This window comes from Streptomyces oryzae, assembly GCF_017676365.1.
In the GTDB taxonomy this organism is placed as follows: Bacteria; Actinomycetota; Actinomycetes; order Streptomycetales; family Streptomycetaceae; genus Streptomyces; species Streptomyces oryzae.
Window position 1 is genome coordinate 21,349 of record NZ_JADKMA010000093.1, and the last position, 6,267, is coordinate 27,615.

The 6,267-nt window shown below is 71.7% G+C and carries 6 protein-coding genes; all 6 read left to right on the forward strand.

Translation table 11 applies throughout. The features are described from left to right. Nucleotides 1-180: 180 nt before the first annotated feature. The 6 genes from ITI46_RS19015 to ITI46_RS19040 all read left to right on the forward strand — a co-directional run bounded on the left by ITI46_RS19015 (nucleotide 181) and on the right by ITI46_RS19040 (nucleotide 6,043). Nucleotides 181-462: a hypothetical protein gene (locus ITI46_RS19015; RefSeq protein WP_209240855.1), complete on the forward strand. Its 282-nt coding sequence runs from the start codon at nucleotides 181-183 to the stop codon at nucleotides 460-462. A gap of 154 nt (nucleotides 463-616) precedes the next feature. Beyond that, on the forward strand, nucleotides 617-1,450 hold the full coding sequence (locus tag ITI46_RS19020) for a M55 family metallopeptidase (RefSeq protein WP_209240856.1): 834 nt from the start codon (nucleotides 617-619) through the stop codon (nucleotides 1,448-1,450). After that, nucleotides 1,443-2,909: a M20/M25/M40 family metallo-hydrolase gene (locus ITI46_RS19025; protein WP_372452000.1), complete on the forward strand. Its 1,467-nt coding sequence runs from the start codon at nucleotides 1,443-1,445 to the stop codon at nucleotides 2,907-2,909. The genes ITI46_RS19020 and ITI46_RS19025 overlap by 8 nt, the downstream gene beginning before the upstream one ends. Nucleotides 2,910-2,915: 6 nt before the next feature. Beyond that, complete coding sequence (locus tag ITI46_RS19030) at nucleotides 2,916-4,961, forward strand: S9 family peptidase (protein WP_209240857.1); 2,046 nt, start codon at nucleotides 2,916-2,918, stop codon at nucleotides 4,959-4,961. Next, nucleotides 4,958-5,491 (forward strand): DinB family protein, encoded by a 534-nt coding sequence (locus ITI46_RS19035; protein WP_209240858.1) that lies wholly within the window; start codon nucleotides 4,958-4,960, stop codon nucleotides 5,489-5,491. Before ITI46_RS19030 ends, ITI46_RS19035 begins: the two co-directional genes overlap by 4 nt. Nucleotides 5,492-5,593: 102 nt before the next feature. After that, a complete protein-coding gene (locus ITI46_RS19040) occupies nucleotides 5,594-6,043 on the forward strand; it encodes a hypothetical protein (RefSeq protein ID WP_209240859.1) in 450 nt (149 codons plus the stop codon). Nucleotides 6,044-6,267: the final 224 nt, after the last annotated feature.

Sequence of the window (6,267 nt, forward strand, 5' to 3'; positions counted from 1 at the left end):
TGACGCTCGTCACGACCGACACGCTCGTCACGGCGGACACCCTCGTCGCCGTACGCGGCTGTCTTCCGGCCGCCGCTGTGGCCGTCAACGCACGCGGCATGGTTGTGGACTGGGGCGTGGATACTTTTCGGGCACCGCCGCAGAGACGCCATCGGCACGCCCGCCGCCGAAATCCTTCCGGTGACGGGCGTATTGAACACCTCGGCGCGCCCGGCTGACCGTCACTGGTTCGACGGCATCGGCGATCTGACCGGCTCCGGCGCGGCCATGGCGGGGCGCGCCCGAATGCCGGGGCCCGGCGGGGAGCGTACCGACGTGCTGTGGTGGGGCTACCCGCTGGCGGCGCCCGCGCCCTTCCGGTTGCCGGTGCTCGCCTCCGGCGCCGCCCGGCTCCAGCGACGGCGGGCGCTGCGCGGGTGCGGGAACTCGGCTGCCCGGCGGTGGAGGTGCACCGGCCCGTAGCCGGGCACGAGGCCGCGCTCGCCGCGCTGAACGCCCAGGTCAGCGACGGGTACGAATAAGTTCCTCACCCGCCTGAGTGAAAACGAATGGTGTGGACCAGTGGAGTTATCCACAGGGGTGTCCTGGCTGTTGGCGACCGCGTACCGTTCCCGACATGAAGATCCTCATCAGCGCCGACATGGAGGGCGCAACGGGAGTCACCTGGCCGGCCGACGTCCTGCCGGGCACCCCGCAGTGGGAGCGCTGCCGGTCGCTGTTCACCTCGGACGTGGACGCCGCCGTCCGGGGCTTCTTCGAAGCGGGCGCTGACGAGGTGCTCATCAACGAGGCGCACTGGACCATGCGCAACCTCCTGCTGGAGAAGCTGGACGAGCGGGCCGAAATGATCACCGGCCGGCACAAGTCCCTCTCCATGGTCGAAGGCATCCAGCACGGCGATGTCGACGGCATCGCCTATATCGGCTACCACACCGGCGCAGGCAGCGAAGGCGTCCTCGCCCACACTTACCTCGCCAACTCCCTGACCGGCGTGTGGGCCGACGGCACGCGGGCCAGTGAGGGGTGTCTCAACACGCTGGTCGCCGCCGAGTACGGGGTGCCGGTCGTCCTGGTGACGGGCGACGACCGCACGGTCGAGGACGCCAAGGGCTACGCACCCGAAGCGCTGGGCGTCGCCGTCAAGGACTATGTGTCGAGGTACGCCGCTGTCTGCCGCCCACCGGCCCGAACCGCCTCCGACATCCGGGACGCCGCCCGCCGCGCCGCGCCGCTGGCCCGGCGCCGCACTCCACCGCAGCCCGAACCGCACACCATCGAGATCGAGTTCGACGCTGAGCACCTGGTGGGCGCCGCCACCGTCGTGCCCGGCGTCGAGCGCGCGGGCGAACGCCGCGTCGCCTTCACCTCGCCCAGCGCCTATGAGGCGATCAGGTGCTTCAAGGCCGTCACCACCGTCGTCTCGGCCGCGGTGGAGGAGCAGTATGGCTGAGCTGACAGAACAGGAAGAGGGCACGATGAAGCCTGCACCGCGGCAGGGCCACCTCGACGCGCAGGTCTTCGAGGAAGTGGTGACCGCCACCTCGGAGCTGATCCGCCTCGACACCACCAACCGGGGCGGCGGGGAAGGCAACGAGCGCCCGGCCGCCGAGTACGTCGCCTCCGCACTTGCCGACGCGGGCATTGAACCGCGACTGCTGGAGAAGAAGCCGGGCCGCACCAATGTGGTCGCCAGGATCGAGGGCACCGATCCCGCAGCGGGAGCGCTGCTGCTGCACGGCCATCTCGACGTGGTCCCGGCCGAGGCCGCCGACTGGGCGGTCCACCCCTTCTCCGGCGAGGTCCGCGACGGCGTGGTGTGGGGGCGCGGCGCCATCGACATGAAGGACGCCGACGCCATGGCACTCTCGCTGGTCCGCGCCTGGGCCCGCGCGGGCGTGCGGCCACCCCGCGACATCGTGCTGGCCTTCACCGCCGACGAGGAGGACAGCGCCGAGTTCGGCTCCGACTTCCTGGTGCGGGAGCACCCGGAGCTCTTCGAGGGCTGTACGGAAGGGATCAGCGAGTCCGGCGCCTTCACCTACCACGCAGGGCCCGGCCTGCGGCTCTACCCCGTGGGGGCCGGGGAGCGCGGGACGGCCTGGCTGAAGCTGACCGCGCACGGCAGGGCGGGACACGGCTCCAAGGTCAACCACGCCAACGCGGTCAGCCGGCTCGCCGCCGCCGTCCACCGCATCGGCGAGTACGAATGGCCGGTGCGGCTCACCCCCACCGTGCGGGCCGCACTCGCCCGGCTCGCCGAGCTGCACGGGCTGCGCCCGCTCGGCCCCGACGCGCAGGACGCCGAGGTGGACGCGCTCATGGCCCAGCTCGGCCGGGCTGCCGCGCTGGTCGAGCCGACGGTGCGCAACAGCGCCAACCCGACCATGCTGGAGGCCGGTTACAAGGTCAATGTGATCCCGGGAACGGCCACAGCCCGGGTGGACGGCCGGATGCTGCCGGGCGCCGAGGAGGAGTTCCACGCCACCCTCGACGCGCTGACCGGCCCCGACGTGCGCTGGGAGTTCCAGCACCGCGAGGTCCCGCTGCAGGCGCCGGTGGACTCCCCGCTGTTCGCAGCGCTGAGCGAGGCGCTGGAGTACTACGACCCGGGCGCCCATGCGGTGCCGTACTGCATGTCGGGCGGCACGGACGCCAAGCAGTTCTCCCGGCTCGGCATCGTCGGCTACGGCTTCACCCCGCTCAAGCTGCCCGAAGGCTTCGACTATCAGGCGCTGTTCCACGGCGTGGACGAGCGCGTGCCCGTCGAAGCATTGCACTTCGGCATCCGCGTCCTGGACCGCGCGCTGCTGGCCGGCGCCAAGGGCCCGCACGCGCCGGACGACAACGCGGCCCGCGCCACTCAGGACGACAACACCACCCGCGACGCGACCACCCCGTCAGGAGGCTGACCCCTCATGTCCGTCCAGGCCCCCTACGGCACCTGGCCCTCACCGATCGACGCCGGCATCGTGGCCGCACACGACGGGCGGCCCGAGTTCCTCGGCTCCGTCGGTGAGGAACTGTGGTGGACCGAGCCGCGCCCGGAAGAAGCCGGACGCCGCGCTCTGCTGCGCCTCGCGGCGGACGGGCAGCAACCACCGGTCAGCGTGCTGCCGGCGCCGTGGAATGTGCGCAACCGCGTGATCGAGTACGGCGGACTGCCCTGGGCCGGAGCGCCACGCGCCGAGGGCGGACCCCTGATCGTCTTCACCCACTTCGCCGACCAGCGGCTCTACGTCCTGGAGCCCGACGCCCCGGACGGCGGGCCCCGGCCGCTGACCCCGCTGTCGGACGTCGTCGAAGGGGGGCTGCGCTGGTGCGACCCGGTGGTGCTGCCCGAGCGCGGCGAAGCGTGGTGCGTGCTGGAGGAATTCACCGGGGAGGGGCCCACCGAGCTGCGCAGGGTGCTGGCGGCCGTGCCGCTGGACGGGTCGGCGACCGAGGACCGCGGACGGGTGCGCGAACTGACTGGGGACGACGACCGGTTCCTGACCGGGCCACGGCTCTCGCCGGACGGGCAGCGGCTGGCCTGGCTGGCCTGGGACCACCCGTCGATGCCGTGGGACGGCACCCGCGTCATGACTGCACGGATCGCCGCCGACGGCTCGCTGGAGACGCCCCGCGCGGTGGCCGGAGGTCCCGAGGAGTCGGTGGCCCAGGCCGAGTTCGGCACCGACGGCTCCCTGCTGATCGCCTCGGACGCCAGCGGCTGGTGGAACCTCCAGCGGGTGGACGTGGAAGCAGCCGAGAGGGCCGAGGCAGCCGAGCCGGGCCGCGGCCCCGCCGTACCGAGGGTGCCGCTGTGCCCACGCCAGGAGGAGTTCGCGGGCGCCTCGTGGAAGATCGGCCAGCGCTGGTTCGCGCCGCTGCCCGGCGGGCTCGTCGCCACCCTGCACGGACGCGGCGCACAGCGGCTCGGGGTGCTCGACCCGGAGACCGGCGAGCTGGTCGACGCGGCCGGACCCTGGACGGAGTGGGCGGCCTCGCTCGCCGTCATCGACTCCCGCGTCACCGGCATCGCCGCCAGTCCCCGTACCGCATTCGAGATCGTCGAGTTGGACACCCGCACCGGCCACACCGTCGTGCTGGCCGCGCACCACGAGGACCATGTGGACCCGGCCTACTATCCGGAGCCGCAGATCCGCACCTTCGCGGGGCCGGACGGGCGCGACATCCACGCTCACGTCTATCCGCCGCACCACCCCGACCACATCGCGCCCGCCGGTGAGCTGCCGCCGTACGTGGTGTGGGTGCACGGCGGGCCCACCAGCCGCGCCCCGCTGGTGCTCGACTTGGAGATCGCCTACTTCACCTCGCGCGGTATCGGCGTCGCGGAGGTCAACTACGGCGGTTCCACCGGCTATGGGAGGGAGTACCGCAACCGGCTGCGGCAGCAGTGGGGCGTCGTGGATGTCGAGGACTGCGCCGCGGTGGCCCGTGCCCTCGCGGGTGAGGGCACGGCGGACCCCGATCGGCTGGCCATCCGCGGCGGCAGCGCGGGCGGCTGGACCAGCGCCGCCTCGCTCACCTCCCCGCTGGCGGAGGGGCTGTACGCCTGCGGCACCATCACCTACCCCATCCTCGATCTGACGGGCTGGGCCACGGGCGAGACCCACGACTTCGAGTCGCAGTATCTGGAGTCCCTGGTCGGCCCGCTCGCCGAGGTCCCCGGCAGATACCGCGAGCGCTCCCCGCTGCACCGGGCACAGCGCATCGCAGCGCCCTTCCTGCTGCTCCAGGGGCTGGACGACGTCATCTGCCCGCCCGTGCAGGCCGAGCGCTTTCTGGAACAGGTCAAGGGCCGAGGCGTCCCGCACGCCTACCTCGCCTTCGAGGGCGAGGGCCACGGCTTCCGCAGGGCCGACACCATCGTCCGCGCGGTGGAGGCCGAACTGTCGCTGTACTCCCATACTTTCGGCCTCGACCGCGAGGACATCCCCCCGCTGGAGCTGCGCACATGAGCATTCCGACGCTCCCCGAAGGGGAACCCGCACCGACGCTCGCCGATCCCCACGAACTGCTGGAGGGCTATCTCGACTACTACCGCAGCACTTTGCTCCGCAAGGCCGCCGCGCTTCCCGAGGAGGAGCTGCGCGCCACCCGGCTCCCTTCGGGGTGGACCCCACTGGAGCTGATCCGCCACCTCCAGTACGTCGAACAGCGCTGGCTCAACTGGGGCTTCGCCGCCGAGCAGGTCCCCGACCCCTGGGGAGACAGCAGCACGGAAGACGCGGCGGACCGCTGGCAGGTCCCGGCGAACATGACCACCCGCCAGGTGCTTGACGCGTACGTGGCGCAGTGCGACCGCTCCCGGCGGGTCACATCCGCGGCCAAGCTGGACCAGCGCGCCTTGACCGGCGGCCGTTTCCCCGCCGGGGAGGAGACCCCGACCCTCGCCTGGATCCTCTTCCACCTGCTCCAGGAGTACGCGCGACATGTCGGCCAGCTCGATGTGGTGGTGGAACTGGCTGGAGGTGGTACGGGGGAGTAGCGGCGTGGCCGGCAGGGGGCTGTCAGCTGCCCCGCCAACTGCCCCGCGCATACAGGTCGATGCCGGGACCCGTCCCCGAGCGGCGTGCATACCATCTCGGCCATGCCCGATCCCGTGTTTCCGCTGCCCCCAGACGAACGCCTGCCCTCGCCGGGGACCTATAACGCCATCGGGGCCACGCTGCTGCACAACTCCGGGCAGTGCCTGCTCACGATGCTGCGGTGCTGCGGTTCCTCTACCGGAGGTATTGGCGGCCGGTCCAGGGAGCCCGCTGGATCGAAGCCGGGACGGATGAGGCGGGCGGAGGGCGGGTTCCGGGAGGTTGCCGCATCGACGTTGCCGATCGCGTATCTCGTGGCGTTCCTCGCGTTCTGGGTGGGGTGTGCGGTCTTTGCCGTCGCGCTGGCAGTGGGCGGGTATCCGGACAACCTCGATCCCGAACCGAACTTCGTCGCCGTCACACTGCTCCATCCGCTGGCCCTGTTTGCGGGGCCGCCCGTCGTGGCGGGTGCGGTCGCGTTCTGGGCGTTCGCGGTCCGTCGTCGTCGCTGATGCCGGCAGCTTCAAGGTGCCCGGTAGGCGGCGTAGTCGGAATCGGGTTCTTCATCGTCAACAGCAGGGGATGTCAAGGGCTGTGGAGGACAAGAGGGTGAGCGGTATGGCGGGTTCGGGTATGGCGGGACGGTCTCGGGGTGCTGTCGGTCTCGCTCTGTTGGTCACGCTTCTCGGTTCGGCGATGACCGGATGCGGGGATTCCGGCGGGGGAGGGGAGAAGG